The following is a 2,646-nucleotide window of genomic DNA, read 5'->3' as shown; positions in this document are numbered from 1 at the left end:
GTCGAGCCTGCGCGGCGACAATCACGGTGAGATTCAACGTCAATCAGGATGAGACTCGGCGGCGGGGGTGTGACGAAGGGAGGGCGTAGCCCGACCGGAGTTACACCCCCGCCGCGGCGCAATTTTTAGGCGTCTCATGATCGCGGTCGGCCCGCTACGGTGGCGGTCTTCTGGGGAGAACCACCTTCGTGCCGGGTCGCCATGTAACCGATCATCAGATGAGATTATTCATGAAGTACCGACAAACGCATTCTGTTGAGGTCGCCGCCGCGAAGGCGTCGATCAGCCGGGCAACGGCGTTCCGTATCGAGAAAGAGCAGCGCCTTCCGTCGCAGAACAAGCCGCCCCGCGGTCGACGTCGCCCCGATCCGCTTGAGCATATCTTTGATGCAGAGGTCGTTCCGCTCCTCAAGGCTGCTCCCGGCATTCGTGCGGTCGCCGTTTACGACGAGATGCTGCGTCGTCATCCGGAATTGCCCGAAGGCATTCGCCGCACCCTTGAGCGGCGCATCCGGTCATGGCGGGCCATTCACGGTGAGGCGCAGGAGGTGATCTTCCGCCAGACGCACGATCCCGGCCGACTTGGTCTGTCGGATTTTACCGACATGGGCAGCCTCGGCGTGACGATTGCCGGTCAGCCACTCGACCATCTGCTCTATCACTTCCGGCTGGTCTGGTCGGGCTTCGAACACGCCCATGTCATTCTTGGCGGCGAAAGCTTCGTCGCCTTGGCGGAGGGGCTGCAGAACGCCCTGTGGTCGGTCGGCGGCTCGCCGCTCTATCACCGCAGCGACAGCCTGTCGGCGGCCTTCCGCAACCTCGATGCCGATGCCAAGGTCGATCTCACAAACCGCTATGAGGAGCTGTGTGCTCATTACCGGATGACGCCAACCCGCAACAACAAGGGTGTCGCCCACGAGAACGGCTCAATCGAAAGTTCTCACGGCCATCTCAAGAACGCGGTCCGCGATGCACTCCTTATGCGCGGCACCCGAGACTTCGACGATCTTCGCTCCTACCGCGCTTTCATCGATGAGATCGTCAGCCGTCGCAATGCCGCGCATGGCAAGCGCATCGATACCGAGCGTCCGCATCTGCAGGCGCTTCCCGATCGCCGCACCACTGACTTCGAAGAGGTGGTCGTCACCGTGTCGCGCACCGGCGGCTTCGCCTTGCGCAAGGTCTTCTACACCGTCCCCTCCCGTTTGATCGGCCACCGGCTGCGTGTGCGTTTGTTTGACGATCGCCTCGACGTCTTCATTGGCGGCACGCATCTACTGACGTTGCCGCGAGGTCGCGCCCACGCGAGCGGCAAGCATGACCAGGTCGTCAACTATCGCCACGTCATTCATTCCCTGCGCAAAAAGCCGATGGCGCTTCTCAACCTGGTCTATCGCGACAAGCTCTTCCCCCGGCCGGAATATCGAAGGGCTTTCGACACTCTCATCGAGCAACTGCCTGACCGGCAGGCTTGCAAGATTACCGTGGAATTGCTGGCGCTGGCTCATGATCGCGGCTGCGAGCGTGAACTGGCCGAGGAGCTTGCCAGAACGCTCGACGCCCACAAACTGCCCGACCTGGTCACCTTGAGAGCGATCTTCGGCCCGGACCCGGATCAGTTGCCGATCGTTCATGTGCAACTCGCATCGCTCAATAGCTATGAAGCCCTGATGGGGTCTGCCTGCGCGGGAGAGGCTGCATGAAGAACGTCCACAACACCATCGACGAAGCCCGCCTCGGCATCATGCTGAATGAGCTCCGGTTACCGACGATCAAAACGCTGTGGCCGCAATTTGCCGAACAGGCCGATCGTGAAGGGTGGCCTGCGGCTCGCTTCCTCTCGACCATCGCCGAGCATGAACTGGCTGAACGGGCGCATCGCAGGATCGAACGTCATCTCGCCGAGGCGCATCTGCCGCCTGGCAAGACGCTCGACAGCTTCGCTTTTGACGCCGTGCCCATGGTCTCCAAGGCCCAGGTCATGGCCATTGCCGCCGGCGATAGCTGGCTCGCCAAAGGTGCCAATATCCTCATGTTCGGTCCGCCCGGCGGCGGAAAGAGCCATCTCGCTGCCGCCATTGGCCTCGCGCTAATCGAGAACGGTTGGCGGGTGCTGTTCACGCGCACGACCGACCTCGTCCAGAAGCTTCAGGTCGCACGGCGTGAACTCCAGCTCGAGTCCGCCATAACAAAGCTCGACAAGTTCGATCTGCTTGTCCTCGACGATCTGGCCTACGTCACCAAGGACCAGGCCGAGACCAGCGTGCTCTTCGAACTCATCTCCGCAAGATATGAGCGGCGTTCCATCATGATTACCGCCAATCAGCCCTTCGGAGAATGGAACCGCGTCTTTCCGGACCCGGCCATGACGCTTGCCGCGGTGGACCGACTTGTTCATCACGCAACGATCTTCGAAATGAACGTCGAAAGCTACCGGCGACGTTCCGCCATGGAAGCCAAACGCCAGCGCGGCAGACCTGCCGCCTTCGCGACAATCAAAAGCTCTTCCCAGTTTGTCGCGGAGCGGCAATCAGAACACGATGAGACTCTTGCCAGCGACAATCAGCATGATACCTTCATGCCGACCGCGACATAAGAGTCTCATCCAGATTGTCGCCACCGTCTCATCCTGATCGCCGCGCTATA

Annotated in this window: 2 protein-coding genes; both read left to right on the top strand. The window is 61.1% G+C overall.

Annotated features, from left to right (window positions below; translation table 11 throughout):
• The first annotated feature begins 188 nt into the window (after nucleotides 1-188).
• Complete coding sequence (gene istA, locus ACQ7C1_RS31605) at nucleotides 189-1,703, top strand: IS21 family transposase (RefSeq protein WP_430961202.1); 1,515 nt, start codon at nucleotides 189-191, stop codon at nucleotides 1,701-1,703.
• The gene (gene istB / locus ACQ7C1_RS31600; protein ID WP_138386462.1) at nucleotides 1,700-2,596 is read left to right on the top strand and encodes an IS21-like element helper ATPase IstB; all 897 of its coding nucleotides are present in this window, start codon (nucleotides 1,700-1,702) and stop codon (nucleotides 2,594-2,596) included. Before istA ends, istB begins: the two co-directional genes overlap by 4 nt.
• The last annotated feature ends 50 nt before the right edge of the window (nucleotides 2,597-2,646 follow it).

Origin of the sequence: Rhizobium sp. Nf11,1 (genome assembly GCF_050587665.1) — a bacterium.
GTDB lineage: Bacteria > Pseudomonadota > Alphaproteobacteria > Rhizobiales > Rhizobiaceae > Rhizobium.
This window is presented reverse-complemented; position numbering and strand designations above follow the sequence as displayed.